The 24,292-nt window shown below is 49.4% G+C and carries 20 protein-coding genes and 1 tRNA gene; 5 read left to right on the forward strand and 16 right to left on the reverse strand.

Features of this window, described 5'->3' with window-relative positions; all coding sequences use genetic code 11:
- Nucleotides 1-10: 10 nt before the first annotated feature.
- On the reverse strand, nt 11-1,711 hold the full coding sequence (locus ACY2RR_RS13370) for an AMP-binding protein (protein ID WP_490108653.1): 1,701 nt from the start codon (nt 1,709-1,711) through the stop codon (nt 11-13).
- A 469-nt stretch (nt 1,712-2,180) separates the two neighbouring features.
- On the opposite strand from ACY2RR_RS13370, the gene ACY2RR_RS13375 reads away from it, so the two are divergent.
- From ACY2RR_RS13375 to mutS, 4 genes are all read left to right on the forward strand, one after another.
- On the forward strand, nt 2,181-3,152 hold the full coding sequence (locus ACY2RR_RS13375) for an alpha/beta hydrolase (protein ID WP_490108654.1): 972 nt from the start codon (nt 2,181-2,183) through the stop codon (nt 3,150-3,152).
- Between the two features lie 25 nt (nt 3,153-3,177).
- Entirely contained in the window at nt 3,178-3,660 is a 483-nt protein-coding gene (locus ACY2RR_RS13380; protein ID WP_490108655.1) for a MaoC family dehydratase, read from the forward strand.
- A 121-nt stretch (nt 3,661-3,781) separates the two neighbouring features.
- Nucleotides 3,782-4,243, forward strand: a complete 462-nt coding sequence (locus ACY2RR_RS13385; protein WP_490108656.1) for a host attachment protein — start codon at nt 3,782-3,784, stop codon at nt 4,241-4,243.
- A gap of 141 nt (nt 4,244-4,384) precedes the next feature.
- Nucleotides 4,385-6,979 carry a DNA mismatch repair protein MutS gene (gene mutS / locus ACY2RR_RS13390; RefSeq protein ID WP_490108657.1) on the forward strand — a complete coding sequence of 865 codons (2,595 nt, stop codon included), beginning with the start codon at nt 4,385-4,387 and terminating at the stop codon, nt 6,977-6,979.
- Nucleotides 6,980-7,304: 325 nt separating this feature from the next.
- Here the strand turns inward: mutS and ACY2RR_RS13395 are convergent.
- Both ACY2RR_RS13395 and ACY2RR_RS13400 read right to left on the reverse strand, forming a co-directional pair.
- A tRNA-Asn gene (locus ACY2RR_RS13395) sits at nt 7,305-7,380 on the reverse strand.
- Between the two features lie 116 nt (nt 7,381-7,496).
- Nucleotides 7,497-8,678 (reverse strand): pyridoxal phosphate-dependent aminotransferase, encoded by a 1,182-nt coding sequence (locus tag ACY2RR_RS13400; protein WP_490108658.1) that lies wholly within the window; start codon nt 8,676-8,678, stop codon nt 7,497-7,499.
- 80 nt (nt 8,679-8,758) lie between these two features.
- Between ACY2RR_RS13400 and uvrB the strand changes: the two genes are divergently transcribed.
- Nucleotides 8,759-10,783: an excinuclease ABC subunit UvrB gene (gene uvrB, locus ACY2RR_RS13405; RefSeq protein ID WP_490108659.1), complete on the forward strand. Its 2,025-nt coding sequence runs from the start codon at nt 8,759-8,761 to the stop codon at nt 10,781-10,783.
- A 31-nt stretch (nt 10,784-10,814) separates the two neighbouring features.
- Here the strand turns inward: uvrB and ACY2RR_RS13410 are convergent, their stop codons facing one another.
- The 13 genes from ACY2RR_RS13410 to ACY2RR_RS13470 form a co-directional block, all read right to left on the reverse strand.
- Nucleotides 10,815-11,306 carry a transcription termination/antitermination NusG family protein gene (locus ACY2RR_RS13410; RefSeq protein ID WP_490108660.1) on the reverse strand — a complete coding sequence of 164 codons (492 nt, stop codon included), beginning with the start codon at nt 11,304-11,306 and terminating at the stop codon, nt 10,815-10,817.
- A gap of 18 nt (nt 11,307-11,324) precedes the next feature.
- Nucleotides 11,325-12,017: an orotidine-5'-phosphate decarboxylase gene (pyrF, locus tag ACY2RR_RS13415; protein ID WP_490108661.1), complete on the reverse strand. Its 693-nt coding sequence runs from the start codon at nt 12,015-12,017 to the stop codon at nt 11,325-11,327.
- 118 nt (nt 12,018-12,135) lie between these two features.
- Nucleotides 12,136-13,311 (reverse strand): lipopolysaccharide assembly protein LapB, encoded by a 1,176-nt coding sequence (gene lapB, locus ACY2RR_RS13420; RefSeq protein ID WP_490108662.1) that lies wholly within the window; start codon nt 13,309-13,311, stop codon nt 12,136-12,138.
- Nucleotides 13,312-13,635: a lipopolysaccharide assembly protein LapA domain-containing protein gene (locus tag ACY2RR_RS13425; RefSeq protein WP_490108663.1), complete on the reverse strand. Its 324-nt coding sequence runs from the start codon at nt 13,633-13,635 to the stop codon at nt 13,312-13,314. It abuts the gene before it with no gap.
- A 62-nt stretch (nt 13,636-13,697) separates the two neighbouring features.
- On the reverse strand, nt 13,698-14,009 hold the full coding sequence (ihfB, locus tag ACY2RR_RS13430; RefSeq protein WP_490108664.1) for an integration host factor subunit beta: 312 nt from the start codon (nt 14,007-14,009) through the stop codon (nt 13,698-13,700).
- Nucleotides 14,010-14,317: 308 nt separating this feature from the next.
- Nucleotides 14,318-16,000 carry a 30S ribosomal protein S1 gene (gene rpsA, locus ACY2RR_RS13435; RefSeq protein WP_490108665.1) on the reverse strand — a complete coding sequence of 561 codons (1,683 nt, stop codon included), beginning with the start codon at nt 15,998-16,000 and terminating at the stop codon, nt 14,318-14,320.
- A gap of 298 nt (nt 16,001-16,298) precedes the next feature.
- Nucleotides 16,299-16,988, reverse strand: coding sequence for a (d)CMP kinase (cmk, locus tag ACY2RR_RS13440; protein WP_490108713.1), 690 nt, complete (start codon nt 16,986-16,988; stop codon nt 16,299-16,301).
- Nucleotides 16,989-16,998: 10 nt separating this feature from the next.
- Nucleotides 16,999-19,236 (reverse strand): bifunctional prephenate dehydrogenase/3-phosphoshikimate 1-carboxyvinyltransferase, encoded by a 2,238-nt coding sequence (locus ACY2RR_RS13445; protein WP_490108666.1) that lies wholly within the window; start codon nt 19,234-19,236, stop codon nt 16,999-17,001.
- 32 nt (nt 19,237-19,268) lie between these two features.
- On the reverse strand, nt 19,269-20,390 hold the full coding sequence (hisC, locus tag ACY2RR_RS13450; protein WP_490108667.1) for a histidinol-phosphate transaminase: 1,122 nt from the start codon (nt 20,388-20,390) through the stop codon (nt 19,269-19,271).
- 30 nt (nt 20,391-20,420) lie between these two features.
- Nucleotides 20,421-21,524, reverse strand: coding sequence for a prephenate dehydratase (pheA, locus tag ACY2RR_RS13455; RefSeq protein WP_490108668.1), 1,104 nt, complete (start codon nt 21,522-21,524; stop codon nt 20,421-20,423).
- 74 nt (nt 21,525-21,598) lie between these two features.
- Nucleotides 21,599-22,684: a 3-phosphoserine/phosphohydroxythreonine transaminase gene (gene serC / locus ACY2RR_RS13460; RefSeq protein WP_490108669.1), complete on the reverse strand. Its 1,086-nt coding sequence runs from the start codon at nt 22,682-22,684 to the stop codon at nt 21,599-21,601.
- A gap of 245 nt (nt 22,685-22,929) precedes the next feature.
- Nucleotides 22,930-23,400: a thioredoxin-dependent thiol peroxidase gene (gene bcp / locus ACY2RR_RS13465; protein WP_490108670.1), complete on the reverse strand. Its 471-nt coding sequence runs from the start codon at nt 23,398-23,400 to the stop codon at nt 22,930-22,932.
- A 92-nt stretch (nt 23,401-23,492) separates the two neighbouring features.
- Complete coding sequence (locus tag ACY2RR_RS13470) at nt 23,493-24,101, reverse strand: hypothetical protein (protein WP_490108671.1); 609 nt, start codon at nt 24,099-24,101, stop codon at nt 23,493-23,495.
- Nucleotides 24,102-24,292: the final 191 nt, after the last annotated feature.

Genomic DNA, 24,292 nt, shown 5'->3' on the forward strand with positions numbered 1-24,292 from the left:
AATCTCTTAATTACTCAGCAGTGGCTGGTTCTTTTGCAGTCTTGGCAAGCTCTTCATCACGCAGAGCCCGACGCAGGATTTTACCCACATTAGTGACGGGCAGCTCACTGCGGAACTCCACCAGCTTAGGCACTTTGTAGCCGGTTACATACTGGCGGAAATGATTACGTACGTCATCAGACGTTAATGCCAAGTTTTTGGTTACCACAAAGACTTTGATCTTCTCACCTGTTTTTTCACAGGGCACACCAATAGCCGCGCAAAGTTCTACATCCGGATGGCGGGCCAGCACATCTTCCAGCTCATTAGGGTAAACGTTGAACCCTGAAACGCTGATCATATCCTTTTTACGGTCAACAATACGCAGGTAGCCATCTTCATCAATAGTGGCAATATCACCGGTACTGAGCCAACCATCTTCGCTCAGGGTTGTGGCAGTTTCTTCCGGACGCTGCCAGTAGCCTTTCATTACCTGGGGACCACGAATGCAGAGCTCACCGGTTTCTCCAATACCCTGCTCTTCGCCATTGTCATTAACAAGCTTCACTTCGGTAGACGGCAGTGGCATACCAATACTACCAAGACGATTGCCAGACAGAGGGTTCAGAGTCACCACGGGAGAAGCTTCGGTCATGCCATAACCTTCGTTAATGGCGCAATCGGTCATTTTTTCCCAGCGTTTGGCAGTATCCATCTGCAGAGCCATTCCACCAGACAGCGTAATTTTCAGGCGGGAGAAATCCAGACGCTGAAAGTCCTGGTTTTTCATCAGGCCGTTAAACAAAGTATTCAGGCCCACCATCATGGTGAAAGGATACTTCTGCAGATCCTTAACAAAGGATTTCAGATCCCTTGGGTTAGTAATCAGCAGACTGTGCATACCGGTCACCAGACCAACCATGCAATGCACGGTAAAGGAGTAGATATGGTAAAGCGGCAGTGGTGCCACAATCAGCTCGCCACCAAGTACGATATCTTTCTTCACCATCCCCAGAATCTGCATCATATTGGCAATAATATTGGCATGGCTTAACTCTGCCCCCTTAGCGACACCAGTGGTTCCGCCCGTGTACTGAAGCACAGCGGTATCGGACGCATTGGCGTGATGACGTTTCAGGGAAAGGCCGGCTCCTTTGGCCAAAGTTTCATTAAAAGGTACAGCAGCAGGAAGATTAAAAGCCGGAACCATTTTGCGCACATGGCGAACAACATTGTTCACAACAAAACGCTTTAGCGGCGGCAACATATCCCCGATTTCAGTCACAATAACGTGCTTGATACCCGTTTTTGGAACCACGACTTCAGCAAGGTGCGCCATATTCGCCAGTACAACAAGAGCTTTGGCACCGGAATCCTTAAATTGGTGTTCCATTTCCCGCTCAGTATAAAGCGGGTTGGTATTCACAATAATCAGCCCTGCTTTCAATGCACCGAAAACAACAACCGGAAACTGCATCAGGTTGGGCAGCTGAACGGCGATACGATCCCCGGGAACAAGGTCTGTTTCATGCTGAAGCCAGGCAGCAAAACGGTCACTTAAAGCGTCCAGGTCGCCATAGGTTATGGTTTTACCAAGATTGGAAAAAGCAGGTTTGTGTTGAAATTTCTCACAGGCCAGATCAAGAACATCCAGAATCGAAGAATACGACACCTCACCAATATTTGGGGCGATCCCTTCAGGGTACTTCTCGGCCCAAAAATTCCCACTCATGTTCTGACTCCTGATATAACGGATGCACCCTGCCCGGCAAGCACCAGGGCAAAATTTCCGCAAATACTGAAAACGGTTAGCAACTCTCCCTGATCCGACTCTCCGGCCAAGGCAGACAACCTCTAAATCAACCTCGTGCCCATCAGTCTGTCTTGCTCAGGCCATATTTATTGATGAAACAGGTCGAATATAGCGAGAACATCAGGCCTTTGTAGGGCATATACAGATGAAAAATGGGAAAGTTATTTCAGAAACTGCTGAAAATAGCGGTGTAGATTAACAGTTTTTACGTGTTTCAATCCAGTAACCCATTGATATATAGAGAAAAGAAAAATCACAAAACGGTTACCTGAGCGGCATTTGCAGTTTACCGGCTTGATCTGTCACCATAGCGAAAGAACAGCCTTAAATAACAACAAAAACATAAAGGTGTATTTATCAATACACACTTGAAATTCAGGGGAAAGTCATGGTTTTCAGTAAATTTCATCTGGACTCCTGCGATCATCACCGCATACCAGCCTATCGCTGGTCTGTGGAACACCCCAGAGGTGCTGTTCTTATCCTTCATGGCATGGCTGAACACGGACAACGATATGCCCGCTTTGCTGAAGTGTTGAATAGTGCCGGTTACACTGTGATGGCCATTGACCATCGAGGGCACGGCCCTGACACCCCGGAGTTCGAGCTAGGCACATTTGCCCATGAGCGTGGCTGGGAAAAGGTCGTGGAAGATGTTGATTACGCCTGGGATCATCTGCACAGTTTTTGCCCTGGCGTGCCACTTTTTATTTTTGGCCACAGCATGGGGAGCTTTATTACCCAGGCCTGGCTGATGCAGAAACCACACCACCTGACTGGTGCGCTTCTGTCTGGTTCGAACTTTGCCCCACGGTTATTACTGAAGCTTGGGCGCCTGGTCACATTACTTGAGAGTTACCGCATTGGCTCAACGGGCTGCAGCAAGCTGGTTGACACACTCACGTTCGGCTCGTATAACAACGCGTTTAAACCTGTTCGCACTTTATTCGATTGGCTTTCCCGGGATCCGGCAGAGGTCGATGTTTATATAGCCGACAAACTGTGTGGCTTTCAGTGCACCAATGGTTTATGGCTGGATCTTTTTCATGGGCTGCTATCCATTTCATCTGTTTCCGCCCTGAAAAAAATCGATTCCCGGCTACCTTTATATATTACTGGTGGGGATCGGGATCCCGTCGGCCAGGCTGGCAAAGGTCTGCGAAAGCTGGCTGACAGTCTTTCCAGCGCGGGCATCACAGATATCACATGCGATATCTGGCCAGATGGCCGCCATGAAATGCTGAATGAAACCAATCGAGATGAAGTAACAGCCAAATTACTTTCCTGGCTGGAACGTCATACCCCTGACAAAAACAAACTGCAGATGGAGCCCGAGGTCACACAAAACACCGGAGGTTAAGTCTCAGTTTTATGAGGACATCTGCGTGACAACCCTGGCAAACGCGCCTTACAACAAACTCAACATTGGTGACACCGCAATTTACCAGCGCACACTCACCGAGCGGGATTTGATTTTGTTCGCCACTGTATCCGGCGACCACAACCCCATTCACGTGGATAAAGAGTTCGCGTCAACCACTCAATTTGGCGAACGTATTGCACATGGCATGTGGACTGGCTCTTTAATTTCCGCAGCTCTGGCAATGGTTATGCCTGGCCCTGGTGGTGTTTACCGCGGTCAGGAGCTGAAGTTTTTGCGCCCGGTAAAAGTTGGTGATGAGCTGACTGTGCAGTTAGAAGTTCTGGAAAAAAATGAACGAACCAAAATGGCAACTATTGCTACTAACGTCGTAAATCAGGATGGGCAGATGGTTGTAAAAGGTAAAGCCACAGTGATGCCCGCTCAGGAAGAGGTGATTCTTGAAGAAGCCACCCTGCCAGACGTCACCATAGACGGTCTCAACTAAGTCATTTCTATATAGAAGCCTCATGCATACGACGGGATCTGCCTGTCGTGTGCATTTTTCCTTTCCGCACATCCCCGTAAATAGACTAATTTTATTCCGCTACTCTACGGAGGATAAACTTATGCACCCCATCTGGGTTCTTGTGGCTGATAATAGTCAGGCCTGCATGTATAACTTCCAACCCCGCCGGCATTACTTACAACTGCTTGATTACATCCAACACGAAGAAGGGCGCTGGCATAACGGGGATTTTGTTACTGATAGAACTGGACATGCGACCAAAACACGAAGTCCCAGCTCTATGGCAAACCAAGGTCTTGGAACGTCGGACCGCTCCCCTAAACACCAGGAAAACTCTCGCTTCACTCGCACAATCGCCAAGGCCATAAACCACGCCCATGACCAGCACAGCTTTCAGGCGTTACAGGTTTGTGCACCACCAGGATTTATGGGAGAGCTGTTGCCGAAACTGAAAAAGGACATTCCCCTGACTCACAAGGTCACAAAAAACCTGGTCACGGAGAATGACGAACGCATTATGCAGCATCTCAGCCCTCAGACCATGCTCTCCAACCACCTCTAACAGATCTGGCCGGGCCACCTGACCCGGCCCTAGAAAAAATCAAACGACAGAATTCATTTTTTAAACGCTCAATAAGTCCACACATGGTAAGATGGTCGGATTTCCCGCATTTTCAGAATCAGCTCAAACGACAGATTGCAGATGGCAAAAGAGAAACAATCTACCCATACCCCAATGATGCAACAATATTTGCGCATCAAGCAGGAGCACCGCAACCAACTGGTGTTCTACCGCATGGGGGATTTTTACGAGCTGTTCTATGACGATGCTCGCAAAGCAGCCGAGCTGCTGGATATCACCCTCACCGCCCGTGGACACTCCGCCGGTGAACCCATTCCCATGGCAGGTATTCCCTACCATGCCGCTGAGGGATACCTGGCCCGACTGGTGAAACTGGGTGAATCAGTCGCCATCGCAGAGCAGATTGGAGACCCAGCTACCAGTAAAGGTCCCGTTGAACGGAAAGTCACCCGGGTTATCACCCCAGGAACCGTCAGCGATGAAGCCCTGCTGGAAGAGCGGAGTGATAACTGGCTGATGGCGATTCACCGCCAGAAAGAAGAGTACGGAATGGCTTGGCTGGATATCACCAGCGGTCGCTTCCGGGTCATGGAAGTAAAAACGGAAGAAGCCGTTCTCAGTGAAGTTCAGCGCCTCTCTCCCCGAGAGCTTCTGCTGAGTGAAGATCGTGCGTTCCCAGATCAAATTGCTAAACGCAAAGGTACAAACCGTCAGCCACCTTGGTGCTTTGATCGTGACAGTGCCCACGACTTATTGACCCGCCAGTTCGCCACTAAAGATCTGGCCGGTTTTGGTTGTGAACAAATGAGCGTGGCCATTGAAGCAGCTGGTTGCCTGCTGCAATACGTTCGAGACACTCAACGCACAGAACTACCACATTTGCGCTCAATTGCTGTAGAACGCCGGGAAGAAACCGTTGTTCTCGACGCCGCTAGTCGCAGCAACCTGGAACTGGATATCAACCTTAACGGTGGCAAAGACAATACTTTGCTTTCTGTCATGGATAGCACCGCGACTGCTATGGGCAGTCGCCTGATGGCTCGGTGGTTGAATCGGCCACTTTGCAACCGTAAGAAGCTAGACCTTCGCCAGAATGCGATCGCCAGCCTACTGGAACATTACACATACGAATCTCTTGCTCCGGTTCTTCGCGGCATTGGCGATATTGAGCGCATTTTGGGTCGTGTTGCCCTTCGCTCTGCCCGACCACGGGATCTGGCTCGCCTGCGCGACGCGCTCTCCTGCCTGCCAGAGGTTCAAACCCATCTGACTTCTGTTGCCAGCGATCTTCTTGGTACGCTGTCCGAACGTATTAGTGTTTTCCCGGAAGAAGTTGATCTGCTGCAACGGGGTATTATTGAGAACCCTCCGGTTGTTATTCGTGATGGTGGCGTGATTGCTACAGGTTATGACGAAGAGCTGGACGAACTGCGGGCCCTCAGCGAAAACGCCGGTGGTTACCTGCTCGATCTGGAAAAGCGGGAAAAAGAACGCTCTGGCCTGAGCACCCTGAAAGTTGGTTTTAACCGCGTTCATGGGTATTACATTGAAGTTAGCCGCCGCGAATCTGATGATGCGCCGGTTGATTACATTCGCCGCCAGACCCTGAAAAACACTGAGCGCTTTATTACCCCTGAACTGAAAGAGTTTGAAGATAAAGCGTTGTCCAGCAAGAGCCGCGCTTTAGCCCGGGAAAAAGCCCTCTATGAAGAACTGCTGGAAAAACTCAATGAAAACCTTGGCTTGCTGCAGGACTCCGCCGCAGCCATTGCAGAACTGGATGTTCTTACCAGCCTAACAGAGCGCAGCCAAACCCTGAATCTGTGCCGCCCAGAACTGACCGAAGAGCCAGGCCTTCACATTGACGAAGGTCGCCATCCAGTTGTTGAGCAGGTTCTGGAAGAACCTTTTGTTGCCAATAGTCTGGAGTTGAACAACGATCACCGCATGTTGGTAATTACCGGCCCCAACATGGGCGGTAAGTCGACCTATATGCGTCAGGCGGCACTCATTGTTCTACTGGCTCATATTGGCAGCTATGTGCCAGCAGCCAGTGCAAAAATTGGTTTGGTAGATCGCATCTTTACCCGTATCGGTTCATCGGATGATCTGGCCGGTGGCCGCTCAACCTTTATGGTTGAAATGACTGAAACCGCCAGCATTCTCCACAATGCCACAGAGCGCAGCCTGGTACTGATGGATGAAGTTGGTCGCGGCACCAGCACCTTTGACGGGTTGTCACTGGCCTGGGCCTGTGCCCGTCATCTGGCTGATCAAGTCAAAGCCTTCACCCTATTTGCCACCCATTACTTTGAGCTAACCCAACTCCCGGAAGAAACATCGGGTGTTGCTAACGTTCATCTCAATGCCACCGAGCATGGGGATAGCATCGTATTCCTGCACGCCATTCAGGAAGGTCCGGCCAGCCAGAGTTATGGTTTGCAGGTTGCACAACTGGCGGGAGTTCCCCGAAGTGTTATTCAGCTTGCCAAAGGCCGACTGGAACAACTGGAAGCCGGTGATCTGGAAACAGCACCAGCTCCTGCTTCGGCACCTGCAACCCGCAAAAAGGTTGATATGATCAGCCCTCAAGTGGACCTATTCGCAGCCACTACCCACCCTGTAGTTGAAGAGTTAAACGACCTGAATCCGGATAACCTGACCCCTCGCGAAGCACTGAATCTGCTTTATCAACTGAAGGAGATGGCCGACTAAACCAAGCCTCATTTAATAAAAGTTATGACTATGCCTCCGCCTCTATGCGGAGGTTTTTTTAGGCTGAATATCCATTCAATGACCAATTGCCTATACAAGTCTCAACAATCAGAAGCAATCTTCCCGAATGGCTAACCCCAAAAGAACTCTGAGATTTAAAGCAACCAATAGGGTAATTAATTATTAATAAGGCTTCGTATTGCGCAGAAACACAAACATCCCAAATGGATCGGAAATTTTTTAAGAGTGTGTTTATTGATCGATTGAAATAAAGAAAGGAAAGCGAATGGCTTTTAAGAGATAAAAAATCTTAACGATAAGAAAGTGGCTCCCCGAACTGGACTCGAACCAGTGACCCAATGATTAACAGTCATTTGCTCTACCAACTGAGCTATCGGGGATCTGTCTTGCGATTTCGAAGCGAAGTCTACTGACTGCTTTCGCCTTGGTCAACAGCCATAGAGTAAAAAAATTATAAAGGACACCCAACATATGCAGGTGTCCATCTATAAATCCCTTACTGACCTAAAAAAGCCGCCAAACGATCAATCGCCTTATCAAGGTTTTCCATACTGGTCGCAAAAGACAGTCGCATATGCCCGGGAGCCCCAAATGCAGAGCCAGGAACAAGAGCCACACCAGCTTCCAGCAAAGCCTCTGCATATTCAACATCTGTCTTATAGCCACCGGCAGCCATTGCTTCACTGAAATCAGGGAAACTATAGAACGTGCCGTCCGCCGGAAGCGCTTCAACACCGGGTAGCTGGTTCAGGCGATTCAAGACATGATCATGACGCTGCTTGAACGCAACAACCATTTCCTTAACACATTCCTGCGGGCCGGAAAGTGCAGCTTCAGCAGCAGCCTGCGCAATAGAGCATGGATTCGAGGTACTCTGAGATTGAATCTTTTTCATATTCTTAATGAGCCACTCGGGACCGCCCACATAACCAATTCGCCAGCCGGTCATGGAGTAAGCCTTGGAGACCCCATTCATAACGATGGCACGCTCATAAAGCTCTGGGCACACATTAACAATATTTACAAAAGCCTCATCACCCCAGCGAATATGCTCATACATATCATCTGTAGCAACCAACACATCCGGGTACTCAAGCAGCACATCAGCCAGCTCTTTCAGTTCTTGTTCTGAGTAGGCCATACCCGTTGGGTTAGAAGGACTGTTCAAAACCACAAGCCGTGTTTTTTCAGTCATTGCCGCGCGTAATTGAGAAGCGGTAATTTTAAAATTGTTATCCGCTCCTGCTTCAACAATAACAGGAACACCCTCAGCAATACGCACCATATCTGGGTAAGACACCCAGTAAGGCGCAGGAATAATCACTTCATCACCGGCATTAAGGAGCGCCAGCGCCATATTAAAAAAGCTGTGCTTCCCCCCAGCTGACACAAGAATCTGTGAAGGCTGATAAGTCAAACCATTATCACGCTGAAACTTTTCGATAATAGCTTTTTTAAGGGAAGGTGTTCCGTCAACCGCTGTGTATTTTGTCTGACCATTATTGATGGCCTTAATTGCGGCTTCTTTAATATGATCGGGAGTATCGAAGTCGGGTTCACCCGCCCCGAGGCCGATAATATCTTTCCCCGACGCCCGCAGTTCTGCGGCACGTGTCGTTACTGCCAGTGTCGGCGAAGGCTTTACAGCCTGAACCCGACGGGAAAGTCGTTGATCCACACCTCTCTCCTCTTTATTTCACACTCTACCCCATGCAAACTGGAGTTATCATAACCCACCATGTCGACAGCAGGAACCCGATGATCCAGAGTTCAACTCCTCTGAAGGTTGTTTCTCCCTTCAAACCTGCCGGAGATCAGCCAAATGCCATCCAACAACTGGTAAAAGGTGCGAAAAGTGGCTTGGCCTGCCAAACACTACTAGGCGTAACAGGCTCAGGTAAAACCTTTACCTCTGCCCATGTTATTGCTGAGCTGCAGCGCCCAACCATGATCATGGCACCAAACAAAACACTGGCCGCCCAGCTTTACGGCGAATTCAAGGAATTCTTCCCCAACAATGCGGTTGAGTATTTTGTTTCTTATTACGATTACTATCAGCCAGAAGCTTATGTTCCCGCCTCAGATACTTTTATTGAAAAAGACGCATCAATTAATGAACACATTGAGCAGATGCGCCTTTCCGCCACTAAAGCTCTTCTGGAACGTAAAGACGCGATAATTGTTGCAACCGTGTCAGCTATCTATGGCCTTGGCGACCCAGAGTCTTATTTGAAGATGATGATGCATCTCTCCAGAGGAGATCGCATTGATCATCGCGGCATACTTCGTCGCCTGGCAGAACTTCAATACACTCGCAACGATGTTGAACTGCAGAGAGCCACCTACCGAGTTCGGGGAGATGTTATCGATGTATTTCCTGCCGAATCGGAAAAAGAGGCCGTAAGGCTCGAGCTGTTCGATGACGAACTGGAAAACATAAGCTGGTTTGACCCACTGACCGGTGAAGTTCTTCGCAAAGCTCCACGGGTCACTATCTATCCAAAATCCCACTACGTCACCCCAAGACAAACCATTCTTGATGCAATCGATTCGATAAAGGTTGAACTGGAAGAGCGCCTCAAGTTTTTACGAGACAACGACAAACTTGTTGAAGCTCAGCGCCTCGAACAGCGCACCCGTTTTGATATTGAGATGATGCTGGAGCTTGGTTACTGCACAGGTATCGAAAACTATTCCCGATATCTCTCTGGGCGAGGCCCGGGTGAACCACCACCAACCCTGTTTGACTATTTGCCCGATGACGCATTACTGCTAATTGACGAATCTCATGTCACCACCCCGCAGATTGGTGCAATGTACAAGGGCGACAGATCAAGAAAAGAGACACTGGTTAACTTTGGTTTTCGTCTGCCCTCCGCTCTCGACAACCGCCCAATGATGTTCGAAGAGTGGGAAAGTAAACGACCACAAACCATCTTCATATCGGCGACACCAGGCAACTATGAAAAAGACAACCAGGATCAGGTTGTAGAGCAAGTTGTTCGGCCCACGGGGCTTGTAGACCCAGAGATTGAGGTGCGCCCGGCAACTACACAGGTTGATGATCTGCTCGGTGAAATCCAAGAGCGGACCAGCCACGGAGATCGTGTTCTGGTTACCACTCTGACCAAACGCATGGCTGAAGACCTTACCGAATATCTGGGCGAGAACGGTGTAAGGGTTCGCTATCTTCACTCTGATATCGACACTGTTGAACGCGTAGAAATTATTCGTGATTTACGACTGGGAGCCTTTGATGTTCTCGTCGGCATTAACCTTCTGCGGGAAGGTTTGGACATGCCTGAAGTTTCACTAGTCGCCATTCTCGATGCGGATAAAGAAGGCTTTCTGCGAAGCGACCGCTCACTGATTCAGACTATTGGTCGTGCCGCCCGAAATCTGAACGGCAAGGCTATTCTGTATGCCGACAGAGTGACCGGCTCCATGCAGCGCGCAATCGATGAAACCGAGCGACGACGCGCCAAGCAAATGGAGTTCAATAAGATTCATAACATAACCCCCAAAGGGGTCAGCAAAAACATTACCGACATTCTGGAAGGTGCAGTTCCCGGAGGACGGGGAAGACAGAGACAAAAAGTGGCAGAGAAAAAAGCAGACTATAAAGTCAGCAAGCAACAACTCCACTCACCACAGGATATCGCCAAACTTATCAAAGACCTGGAAGAGAAAATGCATACCCATGCACGCAACCTCGAATTTGAAGAGGCTGCACAGACACGGGACGAAATTCTTAAACTGAGAGAAGAACTGAAGGCTTTATAGCCTTCAGTTTATGAGTCAAGACATCAAATGATCAGGCGGTAATATCTGCCAGATTGGCATGAATTCTTCGTTCGCTATTGAGAATATTGATCAAAATAATGCACCGATCTTCACCTCGTTTGGCCAGGTAAACACCGGGAAGATTTTTGTAAGCTCCCTCAGTAAAAATAACCGGCTGACCAACTTGAAAAAGCTCATCCACACTACCGACTTTTTCATTATCCCGAAGACCTTCTACAAACTCATCCGATACACGGGCATGCATTTGACCAAACCGGATAAAACCCGAAACCCCCCGAGTCGAGCGAACCCGATCCCAGCGCTGCCCACCCACACGACTCTCATCAAGCAGAAAGATATACCCCGGAAACAGGGGTTCTCTCTTACAGGCTTCACGACGCCCCAGCTGCTTACGCTTACGCAGCATATGAGGACAAAAAGCCGCAAAACCCTGGTTTGCGAGATTCTCAACCGCCCGCTCTTCCTGGCGTGGACGGGTTTTTACCACAAACCACTCATCCATAAGTTACCACCTACTGCTTTACTGCAGAGTTGTTATTATATCTTCTAATTTTGCAACCGGATTCTCCGATTGCGTGACTGGGCGCCCAATCACAAGGTAGTCACTACCATTACTCATCGCTTGCGCTGGAGTCACAATACGTCGCTGGTCACCCTGAGCATCGCCAGCAAGCCGAATACCCGGTGTAACCAAAGCAAAATCCTTACCAAACTCCCGCTTAAGCAAAGAAGCTTCCTGAGCAGAGCAAACAACGCCATCCATGCCACTGCGTTGAGAGAGCGCAGCAAGACTGAGAACCTGCTTTTCAGGTTCGGGAAGGCCAAGTTCAACCATATCTTCAGGTGCCATACTGGTAAGAACAGTAACTGCAATCAAAAGCGGCTGATGACTCGACTTATCCACAATATTGCGACAAGCCTCCATCATCCGGCTCCCGCCTGAAGCATGCACGTTCACCATCCACACTCCTAGGCTTGCGGCAGCCTGCACCGCTTTACTGGTGGTGTTGGGAATATCATGAAACTTGAGATCCAGGAAGACCTCAAACCCTTTTTTCTGCAACCCCTCAACAACAGAAGGCCCAGCGGATGTAAACAATTCCTTACCAACCTTAACCTTGCAAAGTGCGGGATCAAGCTGGTCAGCCATATCCAGAGCCTGTTCTGCATTTGGATAATCAAGCGCAATAATAAGCGGGCTTGAGCAGGCCATGCCGAGCATTCCTTTTATTCATTTAAAAAAAACAGCCCCATCAGGGGCCATTGAGTATAAAGAATGCACCAGCAAAAACCATCTCTACAACGTATCTTCAATAAAGTTTAATGGCTATCTACTCACCCTCAAGCCCCATGATTGGCTTAATAGTGCCCCACTCATGACACTTCGGGCAGCTCCAGTGTAATTCTTTACCTTCAAAGCCGCACTGCTCACAACGATATACAGGCTTGGAACTTTCCAAACGTCCCGTCAACCCTCTCAGCATCGCCAGGTTTTGCTTGGCACGACCTTCCGTCATCTGCAAATGCAGATCTATCAACGCATTCAAGCCTTTCAGTGATGGGCGTTTAACAATCTGCTCCGCAACAAAACGACCTGCCTCCTTATCTCCCTGCTGTAGAGCAACAAGCCGGGCTGAAGCCATAATGACTGCTGACGACGGGGCATCACGAAGGCAGCGCCCCAGATAGGAGGTCAACCCCCGAACAGAGCGGACATGGGAATAAGACTCTTCAAGATGAGGAATACTTTCTGAGATATATCTTTTATCTTGCTCAGCAATCTTTTCCAAGGCTCGAATAGCATCACGAAAATTTCCAGCAGCCATTTCCAGACGCCCTAGTAGAAGCGAAACCCGAACATTGGAACGGTGACCATGCCCCGCCAGCTTTAAATACTTTCTGGCAGATAAAACATCAGAGTGGTCAATAGCAGCTTCCGCAAGCTCACAGTAATAGTGGGAAAGACGGAAGGCATAATCATCAGAGCTCTGCCCTTTTAATCGCCCAACCAAAACGACACACTTCTTCCAATCCCTTTCCGTTTCATAAACAAACAGGAGGGCATTAAAACTTTCATGCCACCCCCTCCAACTCTGCCGAACAATATCCTCCAACAAAGCTTCAGCCCGGTCAAAAAGCCCTGCGGTTACATAATCCTTGGCTAGCTCAAGTTGCACATCCAGCATCTGTTCACGAGTCAGGCTCGGACGAGCAAGAAGATCCTGATGGGCTTGAATAGCTTTATCCAATTCTCCGCGCTGACGAAACAGACGACCAAGAACAACAAAAGTCTCAACAGTATCGCCATTTACTTCCAAAGCTCGGATAAAACTTTCTATAGCTTCATCAGTCTGCTCATTCAAAAGGTAATTAAGACCTACGAAATACTCACTACTGAGAGTGTCAGCACTTTCAGCCAAATTCCGGCGGCGTTTCTCATATCGACCGAGCAGAAACCCCACACCGAGAGACACGAGAATTAAAATCAGCAGCGCCACGTCAGCCATTTAGGAAGACAACCCCCGTAACGCGCTTACCCTCAGCTTTTGTATTTCAGCATCCCTGCGTTTCAGTTTTCGCCGCAAGCTTTGGTTCGCCAGAGTGAGTCGAAATACAGAGAAAAGACAGAATCCCACCCCTAAAATACAACCAAGAAAAAACGCCACAAAAAGGATCGCAGACAGGGAAAGAGGAGGGGCAGACCAACTCCAGAATCCAACAACAAGACTCTGCTTGTTAGCCAGCATCAAACCAGCAAAAACAACAACAAAAAAACCAGCGGCCAGCAAGTAGCCAAGAGCACGCAAAAACTTTTGAAGCCTGATCAACATGAAAAATCAGCCAGAGGTGAGAAGGCCAGTGTTAACAACCAGCCAGACAACAGAATAAAAGATTAACGACTGCGAAGCCGCATTTCTACCAACAAAGAATCGTTTACTCTTTCCCGAAGTTCTTTGCCTGGCTTAAAGTGGGGAACATATTTACCGGAAAGGTCTACGGCATCTCCAGTTTTAGGGTTTCGGCCGATGCGCGGCGCACGAAAATGCAGAGAAAAGCTGCCAAACCCGCGAATTTCAACGCGCTGACCGGAAGCCAGTGCGCCGGACAATTCATCAATAATCGACTTTACCGCCAGCTCAACATCTTTTATCGCCAGCTGACTTTGTCTTTCCGTCATCCGTTCGATCAATTCTGATCGGGTCATCGCTTATCCCCCCTTCCGCCTAAGCAGAAACAGCGTCCCTTGTTTGGATATCTCCCCATCCGCTATACCTGACCACACCAGACAGCAACATCATGATGCGCTTGGCTTTTTTCTACTTACAGGTGCTTTCCAAGTACAGCAGCCCCAAATTAGCTAATCCTGAAACAGGAATCAAGCCATACGCAGTTAACACCCTAAAACGATCAACAAACAAAAAAAACCGCAAACACATAACCATTCGGTTTTGCCTTTGCGGTTTTTTAGAAGTCACTGCCTGTCGAAACAGGCAGTGACCGAAAAGCAATATTTTACTTGCTTTCCATCTGCGCCTTGATCAGGTCGCCGATAGTGGTAGGACCACCAGCTTCAACGTCCTGCTTCTTACTACGCAGTTCTTTCATAGCAACCTTTTCGTCAGCTTCGTCTTTCGCTTTGATAGACAGGCTGATTACGCGGTTCTTACGATCAACGCTAACAATCTTAGCTTCCAGCTCTTCACCAGCCTTCAGCAGAGTAGTTGCGTCTTCAACGCGGTCACGGCTGATTTCGGAAGCCTTCAGAGTACCCTCAACTTCGTCAGCCAGAGTCACAGTAGCAGCCTTAGCGGTTACTTCCTTGATCACGCCCTTAACGATGGCGCCTTTCTGATTAGCGTCAACGTAGTTGGCGAAAGGATCGTTTTGCAGCTGCTTGATGCCTAGGGAGATACGCTCACGCTCTGCGTCGATGGACAGGATGACAGCTTCGACTTCCTCGCCCTTCTTGTAGTTACGTACAGCCTCTTCGCCAGTTTCGTTCCAGCTAATGTCGGACAGGTGAACCAGACCGTCGATGCCGCCTGGCAGACCGATGAAGATACCGAAGTCAGTGATGGACTTAATGGTACCCTTCAGAACGTCGCTCTTGCTGCTCAGAGTCGCGAACTCTTCCCATGGGTTTTGCTTGCACTGCTTAACACCCAGCGAGATACGACGACGCTCTTCGTCGATGTCCAGAACCATAACCTCAACTTCATCACCCTGGTTAACAACCTTGGATGGGTGAATGTTCTTGTTGGTCCAGTCCATTTCGGAAACGTGTACCAGACCTTCAACACCTTCTTCCAGCTCAACGAAGCAGCCGTAGTCAGTCAGGTTGGTTACGTGACCAGTTACCTTGGAACCTTCTGGGAAGCGTGCCTTGATAGCAACCCATGGATCTTCACCCAGTTGCTTCAGACCCAGAGATACGCGGTTACGCTCACGATCGAACTTCAGAACCTTAACGTTGATTTCGTCACCAACGTTAACGATTTCGCTTGGATGCTTGATACGCTTCCAGGCCATATCGGTGATGTGCAGCAGGCCGTCAACACCGCCCAGATCTACGAACGCGCCGTAGTCGGTCAGGTTCTTAACGATACCCTTAACTTCCAGACCTTCCTGCAGGGATTCCAGCAGCTGCTCACGCTCAGCGGAGTTCTCAGCTTCCAGAACTGCACGACGGGAAACAACAACGTTGTTACGCTTCTGGTCCAGCTTGATTACCTTGAAGTCCAGCTCTTTGCCTTCCAGGTGCGCAGTGTCGCGAACCGGACGAACGTCAACCAGAGAACCAGGCAGGAATGCACGGATAGTGTTAACGTCAACGGTGAAGCCACCCTTAACCTTACCACTGATAACACCCTTAACGATTTCTTCGGATGCGAAGGCAGCTTCCAGACCTTTCCAGGACTCAGCGCGCTTAGCCTTCTCACGGGACAGACGGGTTTCACCGAAACCGTCTTCAACCGCATCCAGAGCAACCTGTACAGTGTCGCCAATCTGAACGGAGATTTCGCCGTTTTCATCACGGAACTGATCTACAGGGATAACACCCTCAGATTTCAGACCCGCGTGAACGATAACCCAGTCACCATCGATATCAACCACGATACCATCGATGATGGAACCTGGCTTCATTTCAATTTCTTTCAGACTCTCTTCAAAGAGTTCGGCAAAGCTGTCAGTCATTATAAATCCTGTAAATACAACAGAAGAGCATCCTTTTCTCTCTCATATAAAGAGAGGTGTTGGATGGTAATGCTGTAATTTGCTCCACGCCACCAGCCTGCGTGGTCAAATAATATTATGGTCAGCAGCCCAGCGCTGGCCTTCGTTACAACAGAAAAAACAGAAATTCTGTGTAACAAGGCTACTGATCCACCTTCACAGCCCTAAAGGGCTGCAACCTGTTACCCTCTCTCCGTGAGTAGATCGCCACAAGCGGAAAGAAGCAAAATTCTTTATGGGGTGAAATGCATTCAGCGTGTCAAATAACACCACGCTCACGCATAACATCCAGCACTCGCCCCAGCACTTCCTGAATGGTTAGTTTAGTGCTGTCCAGCACGATTGCATCATCAGCTGGCTTTAATGGGGCTACGGCGCGATTCATATCCCGCTCATCACGGGCATGGATATCGGCCAAAAGGCGGTCAAGGCTAACATCCACCCCTTGTTGTTGCAACTGCAGATAGCGGCGCTTTGCCCGCTCTTCAGCACCAGCGGTCAGGTAGATTTTCACGGGAGCATCCGGAAAAACCACAGTTCCCATATCTCTGCCATCAGCAATCAGGCCCGGAGATTCGGCAAAAGCCTGCTGGCGAGACATCAGCGCATCACGCACCGCCGGCAGCGCAGCAATCTTTGAAGCACTGATACCGACTTCTTCATTACGGATGGCGGACTCAACATGCTCACCTTCCAGAACAATGCCAGATTCACCACCTTCGTTATCGCCAGCAAGGAACTGCACATCAAGATGGGCAGCCAGAACTTCCAGCGAGGCCTCATCATCCAGTTCCACACCATGATTAATAGCAGCCAGCGCTGTCAGACGATAAAGAGCTCCACTGTCCAGCAGATGCCAGCCCAGCTCCCGAGCCAGCAAACCCGCTATAGTTCCCTTACCGGAACCACCCGGACCATCAATAGTGACAACCGGGGTATTATTCTCAATCACAATCTTTCTAGCTTTCCGTTTCGACCAAATTCAACCCAACAGAGTGGGCCAGATCAACAAAGTTAGGGAAGGATGTCGCCACATTGGCGCAATCCAGAATTCGTATATCATCGCGGGCCCGCAAAGAAGCAACCGCAAAGGCCATAGCGATACGGTGATCACCGTGACTGTGAACAGTGCCACCGGCAAATACACCCTGATCGGTGCACCCAGGAACTTTCATACCGTCAGGCAGAGCAACCGCTTTAACCCCAAGGGCGTTCAATCCATCAGCCATAGACTGAATTCGATCACTCTCTTTCACCCGAAGCTCCTCTGCACCTTTCAGCACGGTATCGCCTTCGGCACAAGATGCCGCCACAAACAGTACGGGAAACTCATCAATAGCCAGCGGCACCAGCTCTTCAGGAATTTCGATACCTTTCAGCTGCGCCGAGCGCACCCGGATATCAGCTACAGGCTCTCCGCCGACTTCCCGCTGGTTTTCCAGGGAAATATCCGCTCCCATCAACCGGAGAATATCAATAATACCGGTACGGGTTGGGTTAATACCCACATGACTCAGCAGCAACTCGGCATCTTTAGCAATCGATGCCGCTACCAGGAAAAACGCCGCTGAAGAGATATCAGCAGGAACTTCAATTACCTCAGCACTGGTCAGATGCCCGCCACCCTGCACAGATACCCGACCACTTTCACTGGAAATCTGACAACCCAGACCATTCAACATGCGCTCGGTATGATCTCGGGTAACACCCGGTTCCTGAACGGAAGTTTCACCGTCAGCATAGAGGCCTGCTAAAAGCAGGCAGGATTTTACCTGAGCGGAAGCCATAGGCATATCGTAATCTATGCCGGACAACTGATGCCCACCACGAATAACCAGCGGTGGCCTACCACCTTCCGTGGTTTCAATTTCGGCACCCATCTCACGAAGAGGATTAACCACACGATTCATCGGACGCCGGGACAGGGATTCATCACCAGTCAAAGTGACATCAAACTTCTGTGCAGCCATCAAACCCGCCATCAGACGCATGGCTGTACCGGCATTACCCAGATACAGTGGGCCGGGAGGAGCCTGCAAACCATGAAGACCAACACCATAAATAGTCACACGACCATCATTTGGCCCTTCAATCACAACCCCCATATCCCGGAAGGCCTGAAGGGTTGCCAGCGCATCCTCTCCTTCCAGAAAACCGGTCACCTCGGTTTTCCCATCAGCCAGGGCGCCCAGCATAATGGATCTGTGGGAAATGGATTTATCGCCCGGCACACGCAAGGTGCCGGTCGCCGTTCCGCCCGGACGGGCAACATAGGTAGTAGAAGACTGACTGCTCATAGATTTCAGATAAGACTGGCTTTCCAGCATGCGAGTAAAATGTTCCCGGGCCGATTTGGCACGGGTAATAATACCCGTCATCGCCCGGCTGTCACCCTGCTCAACTGCAGCGTACATCTGCTGCAAACCCTGTGAAAATTCATCAAGAGCCTCAAGCAAGGCATCACGATTTGCAACAAAAACGTCATGCCACATAGTAGGATCACTCGCTGCTATACGAGTGAAATCCCGAAATCCACCAGCAGCATAACGGAAGATATCCTGGCTATCCCGATCTCCGGCTAAAGTATCCACCAGAGAAAAGGCCAGAAGATGAGGAAGATGACTGGTTCTGGCCAGAACCTGATCGTGGTGCTCTACACCCATTTCCAACACCAAAGCTCCAACACTTTCCCAGAGGCTTCGCACCAGGCGGCTAGCGCCCACTGCATTTTCAGGCAAAGGTGTCACTATCACTTTATGAGCTTCATAAAGATCAGCCTTGGCCGCAGTGATTCCACTTTTTTCCGACCCTGCTATTGGATGCCCCGGAACAAAGCCGACTAACGCATCACCAAAACACTCTCTGGCCGCCGCAACAACATCGCGCTTACAGCTGCCAACATCAGTCACAACCCTTCCGGCCAAATCAAAAGTGGCTACTGTTCGCACCATTTCAGCCATAGCCAGAACAGGTACAGCCAGAACAATAATATCAGCTGCAGCAACCCCTGCTTCCAGAGAGTCAGCCGAGCCATCGGTTATACCTTTTTCTCTCGCGAGAATCAGCGACTGAGGATCTCTATCCCAGGCAATAACTTCCCGACAAACATTTCTGTTTTTGAGCGCTGCCGCAAGAGAGCCACCGATCAGCCCCAGCCCAACAACCAAAACACGACACTCTTTTAAATCAGGAAACATCGAGACACCTGACGACATTGCAGACAACGAACTCATTGAGAAACCACTTCTGCCAACGCTTCAGGAAGCGCATCGAGGAAAGACTGATTCTCTTCCTTCGTGCCAATAGAAACCCTCAGGTGCTGAGGCAGACCATAACCAGTAACCGGGCGCACAATAACTCCACGCTTGAGCAAAGCGTCATAGACCGCCTCACCACTTTGCCCCGTATCGAAGGTCAGGAAATTCCCCAGGGAAGGAATATAATCCAGCCCCAGTTTTTCCAACCCACTCTGAATAAGCGCCATGCCTTCGCTGTTTAACTGTCGACTCTGGGCAACATAGTCATCGTCGCTCAAAGCCGCGACAGCGGCGGCCAATGCGAGACTATTTACGTTAAACGGGTGACGCACACGGTTCAGCACATCAGCAATAGCTGGACTGGATACACTGTAACCAACGCGCAAACCGGCAAGACCATAAATCTTGGAAAAAGTACGGGTGATAATCAGATTGGGATACCGATCAAGCCACTGCAAACCATCAGGATAAGATGGCTCTTCTATATATTCACAGTAAGCCTCATCAAGCACGACAAGAACATGCTCAGGCACTTTCTTTAAGAAATTGGCAATTTCATCACGGGACAACCAGGTTCCGGTTGGATTATTGGGGTTAGCGATAAATACGACACGAGTCTTTTCTGTTATAGCTTCAGCCATAGCATCAAGGTCGTGCCCATAATCAACAGCCGGAACCTTGACCGGCACACCGCTCGCAGCCAGCGTTGAAATCGGGTAAACCGCAAAAGCGTGCTCAGAAAAAATAACTTCATCACCCGGAGCTGCCCAGGAGCGGACTATTAAATCCAGCACATCATTGGAGCCATTACCCAAAGTAATGGACTCGACATTAACGTTCAGCTTTGCAGACAAGGCACGCTTGAGTTCAAAACCACTGCCGTCGGGATAACGGGTAAGTTCTGCCATCCCATTATTGATAGCGTCAAGAACCGCCCTCGATGGCCCCAGAGGATTTTCGTTACTGGCCAGTTTTATAATGCCAGCTTCATCCAGCCCCAACTCTCTGGCCAGCTCAGAAACCGGTTTGCCCGGCTGGTAAGGCTGCAGGGTTTGCACACCTTTCACAGCACTTTTTAAAAAATCACAACTCACCCTATTCCCCTCAAAACCTTTGGGCAAAAACTACAACACACCCTTGGGGTAGGACCCCAGAATCTTCAACTCCGCCGCCAAGCCTTCGACTTCCCGCAAAACATACTGCACCTTGGGATCATCTTTGTGGCCGGTGAAATCAACAAAGAACACATAGTTCCAGTTACCACTACGCGCAGGGCGGGTCTCGATACGGGTTAAATCAATATCGTAACAATGAAAAGGCGCCAGAAGGCGGTGCAAACTACCAGGCTTGTTACGCATAGAAACGACAACAGACGTTTTATCCGCACCACTCACTGGCACCTGCTCATTACCAATAATCAGGAAACGAGTAGAGTTATCTGGCTCGTCTTCAATCTTCTCCGCCATCACTTCAAGGTCGTACAACTCTGCCGCCATATCTCCGGCAATCGCCGCCGCATTCCACTCACCACGAACTCGACGGGCCGCTTCAGCATTACTGCTAACCGCAACCTTCTCAACCATAGGCAAATGAGCATCCAGCCACTTACGACACTGGGCCAGCGACTGAGCATGGGAATAGACTCGGGTAATTTTATCTTTACGGGTATTTTCACCACAGAGAAGGTGATGGTGAATACGCAGCACAACTTCACCACAAATCTGCAAAGAGGAATTCACAAAGGTATCAAGGGTGTGATTCACCACCCCTTCCGAAGAGTTTTCCACCGGCACAACGCCGTAGTTGACAGCGCCAGCCTCAACTTCACGAAACACTTCATCAATAGCACTCATTGGCACACTGACCGCAGAATGGCCAAAATGCTTCAAAGCCGCCTGCTGGGTAAATGTACCTTCAGGGCCTAAATAAGCAACCCGCACTGGCTGCTCCAGCGCCAGACAGGCCGACATAATCTCCCGGAATAGGCGAGCCATCTCCTCATCATCCAGAGGGCCGCTATTTTTGCTCATAATAGAGCGCAGCACCTGAGCCTCACGCTCTGGGCGATAAAACACTGCTTCACCACTCGCTGCCTGCTTCACTTCGGCAACTTTCTGGGCAACACTGGCTCGCTCACTGATCAACTGCATTATGGATGTATCCAGCTGATCAATCCGCTGACGCAATCCGTCCAGAGGGTTTTCCTGATCCTTATCCTGTGTACTCATGGTAAGCGACACCTTTTACTGACCGCCCATTATTTCCAGCGGCTGACTGTTAACACCTTAATTTCAGACAATAATTACTTGGAATGTTTCTTCTCAAAGTCCGCCATATACTCCAACAACGCATCAACGGACTCTTCCCGCACTGCATTGTAAATACTGGCTCGCATACCACCGACAATCCGATGCCCTTTCAGGTTGAGCAGTTGGTTATTTGCTGCTTGTGCGAGAAACTCAGCATTCAGACCATCATCCGCAAGACGGAAAGGTACATTCATAATGGAACGGTAACGAGGATCGATCGGATTGCTGTAGAACGAGCTGTCATCTATAGCCTGATAAAGTTTAGCGGCCTTACGAAGGTTCACCTTCTCAATAGCTTCCAGGCCCCCCTTACCCTTCAGCCACTTAAACACCAGGCCTGCCAGATAAACACCAAAGGTTGGCGGCGTATTCAGCATGGAATCATTATCAGCGACATTCTGGTAGTTCATCAGTGTTGGGCAGGCATCCATCGCCTTACCCAGCAGGTCATCGCGTACGATCACAATAGTTAAACCTGCAGGTCCGATATTCTTCTGCGCTCCGGCGTAAATCACGCCATAACGACTAACATCCAACGGGCGAGACAAAATATTGGAAGACATATCCGCAACCAGCGGCACATCGCCCACATCCGGAATAAAGTCATATTCCAAGCCACCAATCGTTTCATTAGGGGTGTAATGCACATAAGCGGCATCAGGATCGAGTTGCCAGCTGCCCCGATCAGGTACAGTCATAAAGCCGCTGTTTTCACTGCTAGCCGCAACATTTACATCACCAAACCGGCGACCTTCTTTAATTGCCTTCGTCGACCAGTGGCCAGTATTGATATAGTCCGCTTTGCCAGAAGCCCCCATCAGATTAAATGGCACCATGGCAAACTGGAGGGTTGCCCCACCCTGCATAAACAGCACACGATAATTATCAGGGATTGCCAGCAGATCTCTCAGATCCTGCTCTGCGGTTTCAGCAACCGCCATAAACTCGGGAGTACGGTGGCTGGTTTCCATAACCGACAGCCCGTGCCCCTGCCAATCCAGCATCTCATCCCGGGCTTGCTCAAGAACCTCCTGAGGCAGAGCCGCAGGTCCAGCACAAAAATTATGCACTCTCGCCATTTTCTTCAGACCATTACCATTCTGGTTTCATTCGAAGAGACAAACCAACATCAGCCCTATCTATTGACTGAACACTGACACCCACCTCTTAGCATTTCGCATTGTATAGAAAACACCGAAATGACGATACGCCCCACCACCATGAAAACAGACAAACAACGCCTATTTAGCAACATAACCAGCAATATTTACGCGAAATAAAAAAAAGGCGAAACAAATCGCCTTTCATTCAGCATTAAAAATACTTATTCGCCCTTTAGATAGGCCAATACAACCTCATGGTGGTTTTTGGTCTTGAACTTATTGAATACATGCTCAACAGAGCCTTGCTCATCAACCAGAAAGCTTATCCGGTGAATACCATCAAACACGCGCCCCATAAATTTCTTCTCACCCCAGACGCCAAACTGATCAGCAACGGCATGATCCTCATCAGACAACAAAGTAATATTCAGCGCTTTCTTTTCTTCAAAGCTTTTCAGCTTTTTAACGGGATCAGGGCTAATACCCAGAACCTGAACACCAAGACCATCCAGCTCAGGACGACTTTCCGTCAAACTACACGCCTGAGTAATACAACCGGGGGTTAACGCTTTTGGATAGAAATAGACAAGAACCTTGCTACCAGAAAAATCTGAAAGCTTAACGGTTTCACCATCCTGATTTTGCAAAGAGAACGCGGGGGCCTTATCGCCAGCCTGAAGTGTTTTTATCATTTCTACTCCTGGATCTTCTGGCTCACCCCAAGGCGGGCAAGCCTGCACGAAGCAGAATTATATGATGCTTTACCTGAAGAAAGGCAGGAAATTTAGCCGCGAGTCGCCCTCAAACTATTCATACGCAGTTCAATGTCGAGCATACTGAACGCATCAGCCATAAAGATCGGCATCTGCATACCCAACACAATAAACGCAGCCTTGAGGAAGTATTTATAACCATTGAACACCAGTTGCTTGCGAACAGTATTGCCCAGAGTGTGCTCCCAGTTATGAATCCTCTCGATCCAACCTTTTCGCTGCCCAGGTGTCATATTCCGCACCCACTTGCACACCAAGCTGCCGATCCACCGCAAAGGATTCCAGGACCAGGCCTCCTGAACCTCAACTGAGTTTCCAACAGACGCCTCAGACAATCGACTCGCCATAGAAAGATGAAGGCTAACACTACTCTGAAAGTCATCGTATTCCTGAAGCATCGATTCACCATCAGCAAAACCACCCAAACTCTGCACAACCAGATCACGGGGAGACTTACACCCGGCAGCATCAAGACTTTTGGTCACTTGCTCATAACGAGGCACTTCCAGCTCAGGCTTCAGAGTGATAAACCCTGCCGGAGCAGACTCAGACTCTTTCAAACTTTCTCCTGGCTTGATGATATCCACATCCCGTTCACTGAAAGAAACATTCGTCAACATGTGAACAGGCAACGCCTCATCAGGGGCAATATAGGCAGATCCCGCTCAGTCGAAATATTTGATCGCAAGCTGCCACCATTATCTGACTGCTTACACCAGGAGAGACCCCAGTTCATAACTGATACAGCAGACACCGGTAACGACATAACAAGCCCCCAAAACAATCCGTAGAGCCTAAAGCCTGCCTTTCA

It is taken from the genome of Parendozoicomonas sp. 2304DJ65-17 (assembly GCF_058148445.1).